The following is a 17,923-nucleotide window of genomic DNA, read 5'->3' as shown; positions in this document are numbered from 1 at the left end:
CGCCGCGCGGGGGCGGGGCCCGCCTGCCGGCCGCGCGCCCCGGCGCCCCCCGCCCCCCCCCGGGGCCCGCCGCCCCCCCCGGCCCGGCGGCACCGGCGTGTCTCAGACCGTCACGGCCCCGAGCTCCCCGGTGGTCCCGGAGGCCGTGGACGCGCGGGCCTCCTGGGGCGGCCGCGGCGCCTCCGAGGCCCGGAGCAGCCCGGTGGCCAGCAGGTACTGGGCCAGGATGTACGTCGCCATGATCCAGAACTGATGCCCCGGCAGCTCGCGCCACTTCGCCAGCTTGGTGGCGATCAGGGTGTCGGAGAGCAGGAAGAGAGCCCCGCCCACGCCGGTCCGCCAGCCCAGCCCGGCCGAGGTGACGGCGGTCGAGGCGAGCAGCAGGCTGTACCCGGCGACCGGGACCTGGAGGTCCCCGAGGTCCGGCCAGAGCTGCCCCACCGTCACCGCCCAGGCCGTCGCGTACGCGGCCGCGACCACCAGGGCCCGCCGCCGGTCCGTCAGCGCCCCCTGGCGGACGAACATCGTCACGTAGCAGACGTGCGCCGCCGCGAAGGAGCCCATGCCGGCCAGGAACGCGGTGTCGTCGCCGAGCTGGAGCAGGACGTCCCCGCCGCCGCTCAGCAGCAGCGCCGGTGCCAGCAGCTTCGGCGCCTCCTGCGCGGCCGCGGCGGCCGCCGTGACGCTGTGCGCGGCCAGCAGCGGCATCAGGGCCGGCTTGGTGGCGTGCCGCAGGGCGGAGGTGTCGGTGAGGATCGCGCCCAGGTGGGCCGCCGAGGTGGCGGCGAAGCCGGTGAGCAGGCCGGTGGTGGCGCGCAGGCGCCCGCCGAGGACGGCGCGGGTGGTCGTACGGATGCTCATGCGGCGGTGTCCTCCGGGTGGTGGGGCGGGCGGCCCGTCCGTCCGCGCCCTGGGCGGGCGGGCCGCCCGTTCGCACCCTAGGTGACCGGACCCGTCCGGGGAAGGGCATGTTACCCGCGCGTAGCCCGGGGTGCACCGGCCGGGCGGGGCGGGTGGACGGGCCGCACGGGGCGGGTGGACCGTCCGGCGGCCGGTGCCGGGGGCGGTCCGGCCGGCAGGGCGTCGGCCAATTCCCGGCGAGGTCCGGTTGCTGCCACCGACGGCCGCGCCCACCGTCTAGTCTGGTCCACGACATGGAGCAGCAGGAGTACGCGGCCGGCACCACGCGGGTGGCCGGCGGCACGTCGGACGGGCGCACGGGCGGGGCGGGGCAGAGCACCACCGTCGCCGTCGTCGTCGTACGCGAAGCCGGTCCTGACGCTCCGCAGGAGCCCGCCCCCGCCCCGCTCTCGCCCGATCCGGGACTGCTCAGGCTCGCGCGCTGGTTCGCCGAGGCCGATCCCGGCACCGCCGACGACCTGTGCGTCGCCTCCTTCGGCCTGTACCCCGCCCGCCACTTCGGCGTTCCCGCCGAGCCGGCGGCCGGCCCGGAGCCGGGAGCGGGCGACGCGGCCGTCAGCTGGTGGCACGGCCCCACCGCGTACGCCCCCGCCGCGCTCCGGGCGCGCGAGCCGAGGCCGGCGCGGCGCCAGCGCCGGGCCCGCCCGGACGAAGGGGCGCTGCCCGCCGTCCGCTCAGGCGTCAAGCCGGGCCCGCCCGGTAAGCACCGCAAGCCCGAGCCGGTCCGTTCGGCCGCCGCTGCGCAGGATCGTTCCGCCGCCGCCGAGCGCCGGATCGCGGCCCGGCTGCTGCTCGCCCATCCGCTGGTCACGGCCTCCGGACCGCATGCCGACGGGTTCCCGCTGATCCGCCGTCACCGGGACTGGCTGACCGGGCAGTTCGACACCCTGCTCGGGTACCGCCTGGTGGTCGGCCCCTGGCACGCCCGGCTCTGCAAGGCCGGGCTGGGCCCCGGCGCGGCCCGGCGCCTCGAACACCCCGGCACCGGAGCCCCGTTCACCCCCGGCGGCTACGCCCAGCTCGCCCTCGCGCTGGCCCTGCTGGTGGACGCCCCCGAGCGACTCCCGTTCGGGCAGCTGCTGGCGCGGATGCGGGCCGCCGCCCCCGGGCCGGCCGCCGCGCCCGCCGACCTCGCCATGGCCCTCGCCGTGCTGGCCGAGTGGCAGGTGCTCGACGGGATACCCGCCGACCCGGCCGAGGGCGGCGTCCTCCTGACGGTCGACCGGGAGCTCGCCCGTGCCGTGCCCGCCGGGCCGCCCGGGCTGGCCGACGACGCCGCCGACCTGATCCGCCGCGCCGCCGAGGCCGATCCCGGTACCGCCGTCCGCCGACGGCTCGCCGAGACCCCGGCCGTGCTGGCCGCGGACCTGCCCGAGGACCAGCGCGACTGGCTCGACCGCCACCACCGGACCGGCCCGGCCGCGCTCGCCGAGTTCCTCGGCCTGGAGGCCGAACCACGGGCGGAGGGCGTCGCCCTGCTCGACCCCGCCGACGAGCTCACCGACCTCGCCCTGCCCGGCGCCGACGCCCTCGCCCAGGCCGCCCTGCTGCTGGTCGAGCGCCTGGTCGAGGAAGTCCGCCCGCTGCCCGGCGAGGCCATCGGCACGGACGTCCCCATCCCGGACGCGCTGATAGACGGTGTCCTCGGGGACATCGCGGACGACTACGGCCTGCCGGTCGACCGGCGCCGCGACTACCTGGCCGACCGCACCGCGCTGCGCCGTGACGCGCTCGACCTGCTGCACCGGATGGGCCTGATCCTCCCCACGCCCCGCGGCACCCGCCCGCCGGGCTGGCTGCTCCGCGCCCCCGCCGCCCGCTTCGCGCCCGCGCCCGATCTGCTCCCCGTCCCCGGGACGGGCCGGCACTCGCGTCGGGAGGTTCCGGTCGCGGTCCCCGCGCCCGGCGGTCCCCGGGCGGAGCAGCGGGCCTGAACGCTCCGCCGGGCCGGCCCCGGCGGGGGCGAGGAACGGCTCCGGAAAGACGGGAGCACCGCGTCCGGGGGCCGGATCACGGTGCCGAGGGGGGTCAGGAGGCGTCGGCCGCACCGGCGCGCCGCCGGGGCCGGCGGGTCAGCGTCTGGCGGTGGCCGTCGTGAGCGGGCCGTGCTGGACGGTTTCGACGGTGGCTCCGACGCCGAGGGTGCCGAGGGCGACGGAGGCGAGAACGGCGGCACAGGCCAGGAAGCGGCGGTGGCGCTGGGGGAGCGGGAAGCGCGGTTCCTGGAGGGTCGCCGGAGGGTTGGCGTTCATGACAGAGAGCGTTCCAGTGCGGCGTGAACGAGTGGTACGCGCGGGTGAAGTCCGGATGGGGGCTGGGCGTCGGTTCGTGCCGACGGGGCCTCCGGGCGAGGGCCCCACCCCGGGGCGGGTGGGGCGGCCGGTGTGCCGGGGGTTCACCTGGAGGGCGGCCGGTGTGCGGGGGGTTCACCCGGAGGGCGGTCGGGGGCCCCGCCGGGCGTCGGCCATCGCCTCGCCGACGGCGACCCGGACGGCGTCCCGAAGGCCGTGCGCGGCGTGGAACCGCGAGGGGCCGGCCGCCGGGTCCTCCCGCAGCTCCTTCACCAGGGCGAGGCAGAGCAGCAGCATCACCACCACGAACGGCAGCGCGACCAGGATGGTGGCGTTCTGCAGCGCGGTGAGTCCGCCGGCGAGCAGCAGCGCGGCGGCCACGCCGCCCATCAGGACGCCCCAGACCACCACCAGCCAGGTGCGCGGGTGCAGGGAGCCGCGGCTGGACAGCGAGCCGAGCACGAGCGAGGCGGAGTCGGCGCTGGTGATGAAGAAGGTCATCACCAGCAGCACCGCGATCACGCTGGTCACCGAGCCGAGCGGGAGCGAGCGCAGCATCTCGAACAGCGACGCCTCGGCCCCCTGCGGGATGGTGGCCACCAGGTCGGCCTCGCCGGTGGAGTTCAGCCGGATCGCCGTCCCGCCCATCACGCAGAACCAGACCACCGTCGCCCCGCTGGGGACCAGCAGCACGCCGGTGAGGAACTGTCGGATGGTCCGGCCGCGGGAGATCCGCGCGATGAAGGTGCCGACGAACGGTGCCCAGGAGAGCCACCAGGCCCAGTAGAAGATCGTCCAGGAGCCGAGCCAGCCCTCGTCGGTGAACGCGCCGGTCTGGCTCGACATCACGAGCAGGTCGGACAGGTAGCCGCCGACGGTGGACGGGATGGCGTCCAGCACGAAGACGGTCGGGCCGAACACGAAGACGAAGAGCATGATCAGCGAGGCCAGGACGACGTTGGAGGTGGAGAGCCACTTGACGCCCTTGTGCACGCCGGAGAAGGCGGAGAGGACGAAGGCGGCGGTCAGCGAGCCGATGATGACCAGCTGGGTGCGCTCGGTGTTCTCGACCGAGGAGATGAAGCCGAGGCCGTCCGCCACCTGGAGGGCGCCCAGGCCGAGGCTGGTCGCGGAGCCGAAGACGGTGGCGAACACCGCGAGCAGGTCGATCGCCCGGCCGGGCCAGCCGTTCGCGCCGCGCTGCCCGATCAGCGGCACGAAGGCGGCGGAGATCCGGTTGCCCCGGCCCTTGCGGAAGGTGGTGTAGGCGAGTGCCAGGCCGCCGACCGCGTAGATCGCCCAGGGGTGCAGGGTCCAGTGGAAGAGCGAGAACTCCAGGGCCTGCTGGGCGGCGGCCGGGCTCTGCGGCTCCAGGCCGGAACCGGGCTGCGGGGCGGCGTAGAGCTGGAGCGGCTCGCCGACGCCGTAGAACATCAGACCGATGCCCATGCCGGCGCTGAACATCATCGCGACCCAGGCGAGGGTGGAGAACTCCGGCTCGTCGTCGTCGCGGCCGAGCCGGATCCGGCCGAAGCGGCTGAACGCGAGCAGGACGGTGAGGACCAGGAAGACGTCGGCGGCGACCACGAACAGCCAGCCGAAGTTGTGCAGCACCCAGCCGAGCGCGGTGTCGGACGTCCGGCCGAGCGAGTCCTCGGCGAAGACGCCCCAGGCGACCACCCCCAGCACCAGGACGGCACTGACGCCGAACACGATCCGGTCGACCGGGAGGGTCGCGGCGGGTTCGTCAGGGCCTGGTGGCTGACTGCTCATGAGGGTCCCTCTCCTGGCGTACTGGACGGTCGGCGACACCATCGAAAAATGGATACATGTCGTACTATGTCCAGTCGTCGAGCGGAGCGGGTGGAGGGCACGCCGAGGACGGCCGAGCAGACGGGTCGTCAGGGCGGGCCCGGTCGGCGCGCGGCGGCGTACGCAGGCGGGCGGACACCCCGGTCAGGCGGGCGAGTTCTCCGATGCGCATGTCCGGGCGAACGCCCGCCCGGACGGCGACCGCGGCGCCGAGCGAGTAGCCGGCCAGGTCGAAGGCGTCCAGGCCCTCCTCGACGGCGGTCGCGACCAGACGGTCCGCCGGCTCGTCGAGCGAGGGCGCGTCCGGCTCGTAGGGGGTGTCGCCCGAGCCGGCCGGTCGGCCGGGTGGCTGGTCCACCCGGTGACCGCCGCCCCCGGCGCGCGTCAGGCGGTGGGCCGGACCTCGTACGGTGCCGGGTACGGCGTCTCGTACGGCGTCAGCACCAGCCGCACCACGTCCTCCAGTCGCCGTCGGGCGTCGCCGAGCGTGGTGCGGCCGGTCACCCAGGCGGTCAGCTCGCCCTGCCAGGAGTGGCCGACGATGTGCCGCACCAGATCGCTGGCGGCGGCCGGTACCTCGGCCATCACCGCCTGGAGTGCCGTGCTGTCGGCCCGCGCCATGCCCTGCAGCGCCTCGCTGGCGAAGGGGTCGGTGGAGGCGGCGACGGCCACCCGGAGCCGGGCCAGTTCGGGCTGGCGCTGATAGGCGCGCATGCCTCCGCGCACGAAGCGCACCACCCGGTCGGTGGCCCCCAGTCCGGCCCGCGGTCCGCGCAGCTCCGCCACCAGGTCGGCCAGCAGCAGCCGGTGCCACTCGGCGATGGCCGCGGCCAGCAGGTGGTCCTTGGAGGAGAAGTAGCGGTACGCCGTCCCGAGGGCGACTCCGGACCGCTCGCAGACCTGCTTCATCTGCAGCCGCTCGACACCGATCTCGTTCACCAGGGCGAGCGCGGCCGCGATCAGGGACTCGCGGCGTTCGAGCTGACGTGGAGACATCGCCTCCACCGGTCGTGGTGACAGGTCAACCTTGGTCACCCGCACCATGATACGGCTCGGAACCGCTCAGGAGTATGACGCCGACCGGTCGCTCCGCGTTCGCCCGCCGTCCACCGCCCGCCGTCCACCGCCCGCTGGTCGCCCGCCCGCCGGAGCGGGTGGTGGCCGGCCGGGTCAGCGGGGCCGGGTCGCCCGGTCGCGGATCAGGGCCTCCTGGACGGCGGAGGCGACCAGCCGGCCGTCCCGGTCGTAGAACTCGCCGAGCGACAGCCCCCGGCCGTCCGAGGAGGAGGGGCTGCGCTGGGCGAACAGCAGCCACTCGTCGGCCCGGAACGGGCGGTGGAACCACATCGCGTGGTCCAGCGAGGCCATGATCAGCCGGGGCGGCTCGGTGCGCTGGAAGAAGTTCGGCTGGACGTGCAGCCCGGCCGTCGAGGCCAGCGTGAGGTCCGAGAGGTAGGTGAGCGCGCAGACGTGCAGCAGCCGGTCCCCGGCGGGCAGCGGGGAGGCGGTGCGCAGCCAGACGAACTGCTGCGGCATCCCCGGGACGGCCGGCGGCACCCCGGGCGCGTCCGCCGGGACGAACCGCAGGTCCAGCGAGCCGAAGCCGCCCGTGCGGCGCAGCTCGGCGCGGGCCGCGGCGTTCCAGCCCGCGAGCGCGTCCGGCAGCTCCTCGGGGCCGGGCAGCGGCGGCATGTCCCGGTGGCGGTCGGCGGCGGGCTCGGGCCGCTTGAAGGAGGCCGAGAGGGTGAAGATCACCTGGTCGCCCTGGACGGCGGTCACCCGGCGGGTGGCGTAGGAGAGGCCCTGGCGGACCCGGTCGACCTCGTAGCGGATCGGGTGGGCCGGGTCGCCGGGGAGCAGGAAGTAGCTGTGCAGCGAGTGCACGTCGCGATCCTCGCCGACGGTGTGCCCGGCGGCCGTCAGCGCCTGCGCGGCGACCTGGCCGCCGAAGGCGCGCATCGGGGCCCCGGCGTGGCAGTAGCCCCGGAACGTGTTCTCGTCCAGCCGCTCTATCCGCAGCAGCTCGGCGAACGAACCGGCGATGTCGTCGGCCCGTCTCTCCTTCTCGGTCAGGTCTGTCACGGGGACATAGTGGCAGAAGGCGCCGTCCGGCGGTGTGATCCGGGTAACCCCGCCGGCCCGGAAGCAGTGCTAGAACCTGTTTCAGTACCGAGGCCCGTGGGCCGGGCAGCCGAGGGATTGTCAGTAGCCCCTCCTAGCGTGCTCCGCATGACGCAAGCCGCACACGCGTACGCCTATCTGCGCCCCTCCGCCGTTCTCGACGGCGTCGACGGCCCGCGCCTCGCCCTGGAGACCTCCGGCGGCACCACGCCGCTCGGGGCGGTCGCCAACCCGCGCTTCTTCGCGGGCTTCCTGGCCGACCCGGCCCCGGCCGCCGCCGCGCTGCTCGCGGTCGCCGATGTCGCCGCCGCCCGCTACTACCAGCCGCAGCTGCGCGCCTCGCTCGACCCGGTGGTCACCGCCAACGGCGACCGGCTGCGCTTCGAGTCCTTCTCCGGCTGCTGCGGCGTCTACGCCCGGCTCGACGTGCTCCGGGCCGGACTCGACGGCGACGACATCGGCCACGGCACCACCAACGTCGACGTCAACAACCCGCTGCGGGAGGCGCTGACCCGGATCGGTCCGGCCGAGCCGCTCCACCTCGCGGTCGGGCCCGACGCGCTGGAGGTCACCACCTTCGACGGGCCGGTCGTCGAGAAGAAGGTCCCGCTGCCGGAGCGCTGGGTGCGCGGCTTCGCCGAGACCCAGGTGACGGCCGCCGCCTTCGACCTGCGCGCCGACCTGCCCGCCGCCGAGGCGGTCCGCTTCCTGCGCTCGCTGCCACGCGGCGGCGGGCGGGCCAGGGCCGCCGCCGGCTGGGTCGTGCCGGCCGGCCGGACGCTGCGCCCGACCACCCGTCCCGTCCCCGGCGCGGTCTGCCTGCCCGGCCCGGAGCGGCTGGCGGCGCTCCAGCGGGTGCTGCGGCACGCGCTGGCCCTGCGGGTGTACGGCCCGGTGGCGGGCGACGGCCCGGCGGCCTCGGCCTGGGAGGTGGTGCTGCCCGGCATGCGCCTCACGCTCACCCTCTCGCCCGACGCCTCCCGCGGCTTCTCCGGCGAGGGCGGCGTCCTCGGCGCGCTGGCCACCGGCAGCGCCGAGCAGGACGCCGAGCTGGTCGCGGTGCTGCTGGCCTGGGAGCCGAGGATCGATGTCGCCGAGCTGGCCGAGCAGTCCGGGCTCGCCCCGGCCCGGGTCCGGGCCGCGCTCACCCGGCTCGGCACCGCCGGACAGATCGGCTACGACACCGCCGAGGCCGCTCACTTCCACCGTCAGCTGCCCTACGACGCGCACCGGGCCGAGGCGCGGAACCCGCGGCTGCGGGCCGCGCACGCGCTGGTCGCGGCGGGCGCGGTACGGCTGGAGCCGGGCGGCGCGCTCGCCGAGGTCACCGTGGACGACCACCTCCAGCGGGTCCGGACGGACGAGGCGGGCCGGGTGAGCTGCACCTGCCTCTGGTGGGCCAAGTACCGGGGCGGGCGGGGGCCGTGCAAGCACGCGCTGGCCGTCGCCGTCGTCCGGGAGCGGGCCCTGAGCGGGCTGGGGGCGGGCGCGTGAGCGGCGTAGAGGAACTGTTGCGGGCGGTCCGCGAGGGGCGGACCCCGCAGGTGCCGGCGCTGGTCGCGGCGCTCGGCCCGGCCGAGCGGCGGGCCTGCCTGCCGGAGCTCAAGGAACTGCGCAAGCAGGGCCGCGGTGAGTGGTCGAAGGAGGCGAACGCCCGGGCCGGGGCGCTGCTGGTGGCCGGGGCGGGCTGCCACGCCGGACCGGCCGGCGCCGCCACCTGGATCGGCGGACGGGACTTCACCGGTCGCTCCTGGGCCCGCCACCCCGCGCTCGGCGAGGTCGTCCTGGCCCAGCCGGTCGAGTGGCAGACCGAGGTGGTCACCCGGCTGGCGGCGCGCCGCGGGTCGGGCTGGGACTGGGAGCTCTACCCGCTGATCGAGCGGGTGGTGCGGCGCACCGGCTGCCCGGTGCCGGCCACCGACGCCTTCACCGCCGAGTGGCTGGACCGGGTCGGCGCGGGCGACGGCGGCCGGGGCTGGGTCCGGACGCTGCTGGAGTGCCTGCGCGAGGACGCCTTCACCCCGGTGCTGCTGCCCCGGGTGTTCGAGCTGACGGACATCGGGTGGCGGCTCGAACAGCGGCGCACCGACCGGCCCGGGGACTCCTGGCCCGCCGCCGTCGCCGGGCTGGCCGAGGACGGCGTGCTGGACCGCGCCGAGCTGGTCGAGCTGTGCCTGGCCCGGCTGGTGCGCGGCGGCAAGCCGGCCGACCAGCGGGCCTTCCTCGCCGTCCTGGTGGCGCTCGCGCCCACCCCGCGGGAGTACGCGCGGCAGGTCCGCGGTCTGGTCGCGCTGCTGGACGGGCTCTCGGTCGTCGCGGGCCACGCCCAGCAGGTGCTCGCCGAGCTGGACGGCGCCGGGGCGATCGACCCCGAGGTCCTGGCGGAGGCCTCGGCGGTGGTCCTGTTCCGCACCGAGAAGAAGCTCGTCCGGGCCCAACTGGGCTGGCTGGACAAGGCCGCCCGGCGCTCGCCCGAGCGCGCCGGCCCGGTGGTCCTGGCGGTGGCCGAGGCCTTCGGCCACCCCGACACCGCCCTCCAGGAGCGGGCCCTCACCGTGGTGGCCCGGCACCTCGGGGCGGCCGGCGAGGCCGTGCTCCCCGAGCTGCGCTTCGCCGCGGAGGGGTTGAACCCGGCCCACCACGCCCGCGCGGGCGAGCTGCTGGGCGCGCCGGTCGGCGGGGACGACCCGGACACCGGGTGGAGCGAGCTGCTCCCGCCCGCCCCGGTGCCCAGGCCGCTGGGCGAGCCGATCGCGACGCCGGCCGAGGTCGCCGAGGAGCTGTCCGCGCTGCTGGCCGCCGACCGGCCCGGGGTCGCCGACTTCGAGCGCACCCTGGACGGCCTGGTCCGGCACGCCCACCTCGACCGCGCGGCGCTCGCCGAGGCGCTCGCGCCGGTGCTGCGGGTGCACCCGTGGCACGGCGTCGGCCGGTGGCACGACTGCGGGCCGGCGGACATCCTGTACGTCGCGGCCGCGATCGCCGGTCAGGTCGACCCGCACGCGCCGGGCCCGGTCTTCCGGAAGAAGGTCCGGAGTCCGCTGCGCGGCGAGCACAACACGCCGTACGGCCGGGTGTTCGCCGCCCGGCTGACCGAGGTGGCCGAGCGGGTCACCGCCGACCGCCCGCCGCTGCTGCTCGCCACCCCCACCGACGCCACCGGTGCGCTGGCCGCGGCCGCGCTGGTCGACCGGCTGGCCCGCTACCAGGCGGCGGGCGTCGAGCCGGGGGAGGCCGACCTGCACGCGGCGCTGCTGCGGCTCACCGTGCCGGCGGACGGGACCGTGCCGGCCGCCGCCGACCGGCTGACCTCTCCGGCCGGGCGCTGGGCGGCCCGCTGGCTGCGCGAGGGCGGCCTGCCCGGCCAGCCCTCCGAGCGGGTGCGGTTCGCACCCGGCCGGGGCGTCGGCAGCCGGGCCGTCTACTGGGAGCGCTGGTGGGAGGACGTGAAGCGGATCTGCGTGGCCCAGCCCGGTCCCGGTGCCGGTCCGCGGGGCCCGGCGGGCGAGCGGCTGGGCGCCGAGTTCCGCGCCCTGCTGGAGGGGACCGAGCCCAGCGTGGCGCGGGCCCGGCAGCAGAACGAGTGGCTCTGGCAGCCGACCGCGCACTGGGCCGCGGTCCTGCCGCACCACCGGGAGGAGCTGGCCGCCCGCTGGCTGGACTGGTTCGCCGACTGCGCCGACCGCGAGCGGCGCGGAGCGGCCGGGCTGCTGCCCGTCCTCGCCGAGGCCGGTGGCCCCGCCGGGACGGCGCTGCACCTGGCGTTGGCGTACGGGCTGGGCGCCCGGTTCCCCGAGGACCGCACGGCCGCCGTCGACGCCCTGCTGGTCCTCGCCGCCCGCGGTGACCTCGACGCGGAGCTGCTCGGCCGCGAGCTGGGGGCGCTGGTCACCGAGGGCACGGTGAAGCCGAGCCGGCTCACCCAGGCGCTGACCGCCGCCGCCGGGACGGGCGCGTACGGGACGGTCTGGTCGGTGCTGGCTCCCGCGCTGCCGGCCGTACTGGCGGGCGAACCGCCGCGGGGCGCGGCGGACCTGGTCGGGACCGCCGCGGACTGTGCCCGTCGTTGCGCGGTGCGGGGCCCGATCGCCGAGGTGGGGGAGGTGGCGGCCCGGTCCGGTACGAGCCGCCTGGTGAAGGAGGCCCGGGCCCTGCGCGACGTCCTGGCCGGGTGAGGCGGCCGGGTGGTGGGGTGAGGCGGCCGGGTGGTGGGGACGGGCCGGGCCGTCGGGCCCCTAGGGTGGGCTCGACCCCCGTCACCGTCGCACCCCGCCCGGAGCACCCGTGCTGCACCTGCGCCTGATCGTCCCCGTCGACCTGCGCGACGCCGTCCTCGGCAGCCTGGACGACTCCGTCGGCGTCACCCATGTGGTGCTGCTGCCGGACGCCGCCGTCCGGCCCGCCGGGGACGTGGTGCTCTGCGACGTGGCGCGCGAGTCGGCGGACGAGGTACTGGCGGCACTGCGGGCGACCGGGCTGTCCGAGCGCGGGGCGATCAGCGCCGAGGAGGTCGCGCTGACCCTGTCGGCCGCCGCCGACGAGGCCGAGCGGCTCGCACCGGGGGAGGGGGCGGACGCGCTGGTCTGGGAGGCGGTCTCCGAGATCACCCACGAGGAGTCCACGCTCACCGCCGTCTACCTGGCCTTCCTCACCGTCGCGACGATGCTGGCGGCCTGCGGAGCGGTGTTGGACAGCGCGGTCCTGGTGGTCGGCGCGATGGCGGTCGGGCCGGAGTTCGGGCCGCTGGCCGGGCTCTGCGTCGCGCTGGTCCAGCGGCGGGCCCACCCCGCCCTGCGGTCGCTGGCCGCGCTGGTGGTCGGCTTCGCGGTCGCGATGGCGCTGACCGTCCTCTTCTCGCTGCTGATGGACGAGTTCGGCCTCTTCAGCCGGGCGAGGTTCGACGGCGTGCGGCCGAACACCTCGTTCATCTGGCAGCCGGACGCGACCTCCTTCGTGGTCGCCTTCCTCGCGGGGGTGGCCGGACTGCTCTCGCTGACCTCGGCGAAGGCCGGGATGCTGGTCGGCGTGGCGATCTCGGTGACCACCGTGCCGGCGGCCGCCAACGCGGCCGTCGCGCTCGGCTACGGCGACCTGAACCAGTTCCGGGGCTCCAGCGCGCAGCTGCTGCTGAACCTGTCGGGGATCGTGGTGGCGGGGGTGCTGACGCTGTTGGTGCAGCAGGGCGCCTGGCGGCTGATCCGCCGCCGGGCGGAGCGGGCGGCGGCGCGCTGACGGCGCCGCCGCCCGCCCGGCGGGCCGCGCCGGCCCGGGTGCGCGGCGGGTGCCCGTTCAGACGGTGACGCCGTCGCCCGCCGCGGCGTCCTCGGGCCGGGCCGGGCCGCCCGCCGCCGAGGCCGGGCCGTCCGGGACGAGCAGGTCGCCCCCGCCCTGAGGCAGCGCCGCGACGGCCCGCCACCAGAGCCGCAGGGCGGGCGGCCGCGCCGGCTCGAACGGCTTGCCCGGGCGGGGCACCGTCAGCCGGGCGCCGAGCGCCCGGGCCGCGCCGACCACCCGCTCGGCGGGTTCCTCCCACGGGTGCGGCGCCAGGTTGAAGGTGCACCAGTGGATCGGCAGCAGCAGCTCGCCGCCGAGGTCGAGATGGGCCCGGACACCCTCCTCGGGCGTCATGTGCACCTCGGGCCAGAAGTCGCTGTACGCGCCGACCTGCATCATCGTCGCGTCGAACGGGCCGAGCCGGCGGCCGATCTCGGCGAACCCGGGGAAGTAGCCGGTGTCGCCGCTGTGGAAGATCCGGTGCCCGCCGCCGGAGACCACCCAGGACGCCCAGAGGAACAGCGCGCTGGTGCGCGGGCCGCGGCTGCAGTAGTGCCGGGCCGGAGTGGCCGTCAGGGTCAGTCCGGCCACCTCGGCCGACTCCCACCAGTCCAGCTCCACGATCCGGTCGGCGGGGACGCCCCAGTGCGCCAGGTGCGCGCCGACCCCGAGCGGGACGGCGAAGACCGCGCCAGTGGCGTTCAGCGCGCGGACGGCGGCCATCTCCAGGTGGTCGTAGTGGTCGTGCGAGACCACCACCACATCCACCGGGCCGAGTTCGGCGAGCGGCAGCGGTACCGGGTGCAGCCGCTTGGGGCCGGTCCAGCCGAACGGTGAGCAGCGCTCGCCCCAGACCGGGTCGAAGAGCACCCGGCGGCCGCCGATCTCGGCCAGCACGGTGGCGTGGCCGAGCCAGGTCAGCCGCAGCCCGGAGGCGGCGGGCCGGGCCAGGTCGACCGGGAGCAGCCGGTGCAACGGCACGGCGGCGGTGGGCGCCCGGCGGGTCTTGTCGGCGGCGAGCTGGGCGCGGGTGATCTCCAGCGGAGTGCGCTCGTACACCAGCCGGCGGGTCGGCAGCGGGTTGCGGAAGGCGCCGTCGGCGAACTGCGGCGAGCGGTGGATCCGGGCCAGCCGTTCGCCCCGGGGCTCGGCCCCGAAGGCGTCCGTCCGCACCCGGTGCCAGGCCGCCCGGGGCAGCGCGGCCAGGCCCGGGGCCGTTCCGGTCGCGGAGGGGGCGGAGAACTGTGAGGCCAGGCCGGCGAGGCGGGAGAACCACGGGACGGGGCGGGGCACGGTACCTCCAGGGACGGCTACGGCTACCGGGCATGCCGGGGCGTGTCCGCACGGCGGCGAGACCGTTGCGGTACGACGACCATCTCGTCGGAGGTTACTCGTTGTGGGCTGTCCGGACCCGGTGGACGGCCCCACACGTGCCGTTCGGCGTACGTCGGGCCGGCCGGTCCGGGCGACCGGCCGGTCCGGAGGCGGCCCGGTGCGCCCGGGTGCCGCCCGCCCGGCCGCGTGCGGGTGTGCCCCGCCGGGCTCAGGCGTAGAAGCGGGTGATCGTCTCCGCGACGCAGTGCGGCTTCTCGCTCTCCGCGCTGGTGATGGTGAACCGGACCACGGCCTGGATACCGCCGGGCACCTCGGTCGCGGAGACCAGCTCGGCGGTGGCCCGCAGGGCCGTGCCGACCGGCACCGGGGCCGGGAAACGCACCTTCTCCGAGCCGTAGTTGAGCGCCATCCGGACGCCCTCGACGCTGTAACACTCCTTGGCCAGCACCGGGATCATCGACAACGTGAGGTAGCCGTGCGCGATGGTCGAGCCGAACCGGCTCTCCTTGGCCCGTTCCGGGTCGACGTGGATCCACTGGTGGTCCCCGGTGGCCTCGGCGAACAGGTCGATCCGCTCCTGCTCGACGGTGTGCCACCGGCTGGTGCCCAGCTCGGTGCCGACGGCGGCGGTCAGGTCGGCGAGGGAGGCGAAGGTCGTCACGGTGCGCTCCTGGTGGCAGGCGGGGGTGGGAACTCGGGGGAGAGTATGCCTACTCGCCGGTCACCTGCCAGGGGGCCGTCCGCCCGGCGGCGGTCCGCGACCCGCGACGGGTCAGGAGCGCTGCACGGTGCGACCGCCTGGCAGCAGCCGGCGGCCGCCGATCAGTTCGGGCACCAGCGCGACGAACAGCGGGTCCGGATCACCGACCCAGGGGCGCAGCCCGGCCCGCAGTGCCCGGCGGACCAGCTCCGGCTCGCGCACCACGTCCGCCCGACCGTGCACCAGCACGCTCCAGCCGGTCCGGGTGACCGGGTCCAGCTGGTCGGCCTGGAAGGCGACCACGGTGCCGTCCAGGCCGCGCGCGGTGCTGCTGCCCCGGCGTACCGCCAGCAGCAGCCGCCCGTCCGCCGCGACCTCGAAGGAGACCGGCAGGACCGCCGGCAGCGCGTGCTCGGTGTACACCACGCGTCCGACGGGCACGGTGCTGAGCAGCCGCAGGCACTCGGCCTCGCACAGGGTCTCCGCCCGGTCGTCACGCTCCATGGCTCCGATCGTCCCCCCGCCGGTGTGCGGCCGATAGGGCCCATGGTCCCGGAGCGGCCGGGTCGGGAGCCCCGTCGGCGGGGGTCCGGGGCGGTAGCTTGTCGGGCGGCGCGGTGGAACGTGCCGCCGGCACGGTCGGTCCCGGGGACCGGGTGCCGCGGCGCCCGGTCCGACCAGGGGTACCGGGTGCAGCCGGACACGGCAGGGCAGGGCAGGGGCGCGGCGGCAGGCAGCCGCGGCGGGCGGTTCCGGGGATGCCGGGGCCGGCGAGGAGGGGGCGGTGCGGGTGGTCAGTGGGGTCGACCTTGTGGTGATCGGGGCGGACGGCGGTCCGGACCGCGGCTTCGGCGGTTCGGCGCACGCGGCGGACGGTGCCCGGCTGCTCGCCGACGTCCTGCCCGGCATGTGCTTCGACGCCGGCTCGGGAGGCTGCCGGGTCGCCGTGGTGGAGCCGGACGCGGACGCCAACACCATGCTCACGGCGGTGCGGGAGGCGGCCGGGCGGCCGGGGCGGTGGCTGCTGGTCTGCCTGGTCGGCCAGTTGGTGGCCGACCCGCGCGGTCGGCGGCTGGCCCTGGTCACCGGCGGCAGCACCGCCGACAACGCGTACCGGCGCGGGCTCGCCTGGGACTGGGTGGTCAGCGCGATGGTGCACGGCGACCAGGAGGAGGCGCTGCTGCTGGTCGACGCCGTCGTGGACCGCGACACCTGGACGGCGCTCGAACGCGGTGGCGGCGAGGACGGCGTCGGGGAGTTGCTCAGCTACTCGCGCGTCCCGCTCTGGGGCCGGATCGGCCGCTACACCCCCGGCAGGCGCGGGCGGGACGCGGTCCTGCCGGGCGGTGAGGGATCGTTCAGCCGGGCGCTGACCACCGTGCTCGGGCAGGGGCTGCCCGGAGCGCCGGCCGCCGTCGCCCCGCTCGACCTCCAGCCGGCCGTCGCCGGCCTGCTCGACGGCGGTGATCCGGCGGGTGCGCCGGGCGCGCGCCTGCTCGGACCGCCGCAGGGCGGGCGCCTGTTGATGCGCAATCGGGCCGCGGTTCGGGGCGCATTGGCCGGATTGTCGCTTTCCGAAGAACTGTTGGCCCTCCTGTGGCGCGAAAGTGCCCCGACGGATCCTCCTCCCGCGTAAGGTCAGGTGGCCCGGGGTGTTGCCGTGAAGGGGCGGGTTGGCGAAGAATCGATGCTCTCGCGGCAACACCGGCGGGGCAGCGGAATTCTTCTGGCGACCACAGACCACGGACGGGGTCGGTCGCGACGAGGTGGGGCGATGCGGCGGCGCGGAAATGTATTGCGCCCTGGGGCGGTTGGGGTCGCTGGGCTGGTTTTGGCGATGCTTCTGAGCGCCTGTGGGGCCGATGGTGGAGCCGGTTCCGTCGATCGTCTCGGGACGGCTGCGCCCACTGGTGCGGAAGTGAACCCGCTCACTCCATCGGGTGGTTCCGCAAACGTCGGGATCGCGCCGACCGACGGGCCCGAAGGCGCCGTGGGCCGACTGGTGCTGAACACCTATCAGGACTGGTGGCAGACCCAGGTGGCGGACTTCGCCCGGACCGATTCGGACGGTTCCCAGTTGGAGACGTACTCCTCCGGGAAGGCGCTGGGCGACGCCCTCGTCAATCTCCGTCAGCTCCATGACGCCAAACTGGTGATGATCGGCAGCCCGCGGAATTCACCCGTGGTGAAGACCGTCGATCTGAAGGCGGCCCCGCAGACCGCCGTCATCGAGGACTGCCTCGACGTGACCGACTGGCACCAGGCCGATGCCACCACCCGCGCCGTAAAGGACCCACCGCGGCGGTTCACCCGGTACATCGCGACCGTTTCCCTTCGACAGTTCCAAACACGCTGGCTGATCTACGAGTTCAAGCGGGAGGTGGACCGAACATGCTGAATCCGGTACGGCGATTCGTGCTCCGCGCGCTGTTGGTCGCGGGATTGCTGTTATCCCCGGCGGCGCCTGCGATGGCGGACGAACCACCGATCGGCGGTGACGTCACGCACTGCCAGGTGAACGTCATCTGCGAGGAGCACACCACACCCGGCGGCACGCCCTCCCCCGGCGGCGGCGGGACGGGCGGCGGAAGCTCCGGCGGTCCACAGGTCTGCCGCTGGAACGGGCAGGACTGGCCCTGCCACGATCCGGAGCTCGGTTGGTTCAGCGGCTCGACCGGCTGCTACTACCGCGAGCTCGCCCCGCAGCCGGCGGCCGGTGCCCCGGAGTGGGGCGGGCACCAGCCCTCGGAGGGCACGGTGTACGCCGTGACCTGCCGGTTCACCGACGGCTCGATGGGTACGTCCGCGCCGCAGTTCTTCGCCCAGGCGCCCGCCGGTCCGCCGCCGCTCAACCCGGTGGCGGAGGCCCGCAAGATCATGGACAGCGTCGTCCTGCCGTTCCCCGAGCCGGGGATGGCGCCGAAGGGCCCGGCCGTGGTCGGGGTACCGGTCTGGCTCTGGCTGGAGAACGCCAAGGCGCCGGCGCCGAAGTCGGTCAGCGGCGGTGGCGTCACGATCACCGTCACGCCCCGGCTGCAGTCGGTGGTGTGGGACCTCGGGGACGGCCGGCCGGAGACCTGCTCCAAGGAGGGCGCCGCGGCCGGGACGCCCTACGAGGCGAAGTACGGCGCCGCCAAGTCGCCCACCTGCGGCCACGAGTTCACGACCGGCTCGGCCGGCAAGCCCAACGGCACCTTCGTCGGGAGCGTCCAGGCCAACTGGGTGGGCGTGGTGACCGTCACCGGCAGCACCCAGAAGGTCGATCCGATCAAGGTGCCGCTCACCTTCGCTCCGCTGGAGCTGAGGGTGAACGAGGTGCAGGTCCTCAACTGACGGGCGTGGGGGGGGGGGGGGGCGCCCCCCCCCCCCCCCCCCGCCGCCCCCCCCCGCCCCCCGCCCCGCCGGCGAACCACGAGGGGTGGGGGGAGCCCGCGGGGGAGCCCGGCATAGTAGAAGGCGGGGGGCGGCG

General features: G+C 76.1%; 16 protein-coding genes. 7 read left to right on the top strand and 9 right to left on the bottom strand.

Annotation, left to right across the window (positions count from 1 at the left end):
* Positions 1-102: 102 nt before the first annotated feature.
* A complete protein-coding gene (locus ACFXHB_RS01410) occupies positions 103-861 on the bottom strand; it encodes a lysoplasmalogenase (protein ID WP_380571247.1) in 759 nt (252 codons plus the stop codon).
* 293 nt (positions 862-1,154) lie between these two features.
* Between ACFXHB_RS01410 and ACFXHB_RS01405 the strand changes: the two genes are divergently transcribed.
* Complete coding sequence (locus ACFXHB_RS01405) at positions 1,155-2,855, top strand: DUF2398 family protein (RefSeq protein WP_380571246.1); 1,701 nt, start codon at positions 1,155-1,157, stop codon at positions 2,853-2,855.
* Between the two features lie 138 nt (positions 2,856-2,993).
* Here the strand turns inward: ACFXHB_RS01405 and ACFXHB_RS01400 are convergent, their stop codons facing one another.
* The 5 genes from ACFXHB_RS01400 to ACFXHB_RS01380 all read right to left on the bottom strand — a co-directional run bounded on the left by ACFXHB_RS01400 (position 2,994) and on the right by ACFXHB_RS01380 (position 7,106).
* Positions 2,994-3,173, bottom strand: coding sequence for a hypothetical protein (locus ACFXHB_RS01400; RefSeq protein ID WP_380571245.1), 180 nt, complete (start codon positions 3,171-3,173; stop codon positions 2,994-2,996).
* A 174-nt stretch (positions 3,174-3,347) separates the two neighbouring features.
* Positions 3,348-4,985: a BCCT family transporter gene (locus ACFXHB_RS01395; protein WP_380571244.1), complete on the bottom strand. Its 1,638-nt coding sequence runs from the start codon at positions 4,983-4,985 to the stop codon at positions 3,348-3,350.
* A 64-nt stretch (positions 4,986-5,049) separates the two neighbouring features.
* On the bottom strand, positions 5,050-5,382 hold the full coding sequence (locus ACFXHB_RS01390; protein WP_380571242.1) for an alpha/beta fold hydrolase: 333 nt from the start codon (positions 5,380-5,382) through the stop codon (positions 5,050-5,052).
* 26 nt (positions 5,383-5,408) lie between these two features.
* A complete protein-coding gene (locus ACFXHB_RS01385) occupies positions 5,409-6,059 on the bottom strand; it encodes a TetR/AcrR family transcriptional regulator (RefSeq protein ID WP_380571241.1) in 651 nt (216 codons plus the stop codon).
* Positions 6,060-6,194: 135 nt separating this feature from the next.
* Positions 6,195-7,106 (bottom strand): acyl-CoA thioesterase, encoded by a 912-nt coding sequence (locus ACFXHB_RS01380; RefSeq protein ID WP_380571240.1) that lies wholly within the window; start codon positions 7,104-7,106, stop codon positions 6,195-6,197.
* Positions 7,107-7,253: 147 nt separating this feature from the next.
* On the opposite strand from ACFXHB_RS01380, the gene ACFXHB_RS01375 reads away from it, so the two are divergent.
* The 3 genes from ACFXHB_RS01375 to ACFXHB_RS01365 all read left to right on the top strand — a co-directional run bounded on the left by ACFXHB_RS01375 (position 7,254) and on the right by ACFXHB_RS01365 (position 12,377).
* Positions 7,254-8,639 (top strand): SWIM zinc finger family protein, encoded by a 1,386-nt coding sequence (locus tag ACFXHB_RS01375; RefSeq protein WP_380571239.1) that lies wholly within the window; start codon positions 7,254-7,256, stop codon positions 8,637-8,639.
* A complete protein-coding gene (locus ACFXHB_RS01370; protein ID WP_380571238.1) occupies positions 8,636-11,320 on the top strand; it encodes a DUF6493 family protein in 2,685 nt (894 codons plus the stop codon). The genes ACFXHB_RS01375 and ACFXHB_RS01370 overlap by 4 nt, the downstream gene beginning before the upstream one ends.
* 109 nt (positions 11,321-11,429) lie before the next feature.
* Positions 11,430-12,377, top strand: a complete 948-nt coding sequence (locus ACFXHB_RS01365) for a DUF389 domain-containing protein (protein ID WP_380571237.1) — start codon at positions 11,430-11,432, stop codon at positions 12,375-12,377.
* 57 nt (positions 12,378-12,434) lie between these two features.
* On the opposite strand, the gene ACFXHB_RS01360 is transcribed toward ACFXHB_RS01365, so the two are convergent.
* The 3 genes from ACFXHB_RS01360 to ACFXHB_RS01350 form a co-directional block, all read right to left on the bottom strand.
* Positions 12,435-13,625, bottom strand: a complete 1,191-nt coding sequence (locus ACFXHB_RS01360) for an MBL fold metallo-hydrolase (protein ID WP_380571434.1) — start codon at positions 13,623-13,625, stop codon at positions 12,435-12,437.
* A gap of 337 nt (positions 13,626-13,962) precedes the next feature.
* On the bottom strand, positions 13,963-14,415 hold the full coding sequence (locus ACFXHB_RS01355; protein WP_380571235.1) for a MaoC family dehydratase: 453 nt from the start codon (positions 14,413-14,415) through the stop codon (positions 13,963-13,965).
* 111 nt (positions 14,416-14,526) lie between these two features.
* The gene (locus ACFXHB_RS01350) at positions 14,527-14,958 is read right to left on the bottom strand and encodes a pyridoxamine 5'-phosphate oxidase family protein (RefSeq protein ID WP_380571233.1); all 432 of its coding nucleotides are present in this window, start codon (positions 14,956-14,958) and stop codon (positions 14,527-14,529) included.
* Between the two features lie 280 nt (positions 14,959-15,238).
* On the opposite strand from ACFXHB_RS01350, the gene ACFXHB_RS01345 reads away from it, so the two are divergent.
* From ACFXHB_RS01345 to ACFXHB_RS01335, 3 genes are all read left to right on the top strand, one after another.
* Positions 15,239-16,090: a hypothetical protein gene (locus ACFXHB_RS01345; protein WP_380571232.1), complete on the top strand. Its 852-nt coding sequence runs from the start codon at positions 15,239-15,241 to the stop codon at positions 16,088-16,090.
* Positions 16,091-16,372: 282 nt separating this feature from the next.
* Positions 16,373-16,852 carry a hypothetical protein gene (locus tag ACFXHB_RS01340; protein WP_380571231.1) on the top strand — a complete coding sequence of 160 codons (480 nt, stop codon included), beginning with the start codon at positions 16,373-16,375 and terminating at the stop codon, positions 16,850-16,852.
* 71 nt (positions 16,853-16,923) lie between these two features.
* Positions 16,924-17,787: a hypothetical protein gene (locus tag ACFXHB_RS01335; protein ID WP_380571230.1), complete on the top strand. Its 864-nt coding sequence runs from the start codon at positions 16,924-16,926 to the stop codon at positions 17,785-17,787.
* Positions 17,788-17,923 lie beyond the last annotated feature (136 nt).

Origin of the sequence: Kitasatospora sp. NPDC059327, assembly GCF_042752535.1 — a bacterium.
GTDB lineage: Bacteria > Actinomycetota > Actinomycetes > Streptomycetales > Streptomycetaceae > Kitasatospora.
This window is presented reverse-complemented; position numbering and strand designations above follow the sequence as displayed.